The following is a 276-nucleotide window of genomic DNA, read 5'->3' as shown; positions in this document are numbered from 1 at the left end:
CTTTAGTAGTTTCTTCTTTCATTATTAGTCCTTTCGGTTTTTTTACTTTAGACTTTGTAATATTCTAATACTAAAAATAAAAAACAGTTCTAATTAGTTTTGTACCAAAACCACTTTTAGATTTGTACTCTTTAAGCGCAGCATCTCTACCTTCTTTAAATAATAATTTCTCGGTCTTTTTTTCTACAAATGCCATATAGTTCCTCTCTTATTCCAACCGTTATTTATAGTGAATAGCTAGCTGAATTTAATAATTGTAAAAATATATTCCAAGGC

Annotated in this window: 1 protein-coding gene; it reads right to left on the bottom strand. The window is 27.5% G+C overall.

Annotated features, from left to right (window positions below):
• Positions 1 to 70 precede the first annotated feature (70 nt).
• Positions 71 to 196, bottom strand: coding sequence for a hypothetical protein (locus AAEZ18_RS18755; RefSeq protein ID WP_352255911.1), 126 nt, complete (start codon positions 194 to 196; stop codon positions 71 to 73).
• Between the last annotated feature and the right edge of the window lie 80 nt (positions 197 to 276).

It is taken from the genome of Pseudoalteromonas sp. 19-MNA-CIBAN-0066 (genome assembly GCF_040308705.1).
Taxonomy (GTDB): domain Bacteria; phylum Pseudomonadota; class Gammaproteobacteria; order Enterobacterales; family Alteromonadaceae; genus Pseudoalteromonas; species Pseudoalteromonas nigrifaciens.
Note: the sequence above shows the minus strand (reverse complement) of the source record. Positions and strands in the feature narration are given on the sequence as shown.

What these genes read in the sequence shown, in the direction of transcription:
- AAEZ18_RS18755 (WP_352255911.1), bottom strand. Translation starts at nt 196, where the DNA reads ATGGCATTTGTAGAAAAAAAGACCGAGAAATTATTATTTAAAGAAGGT.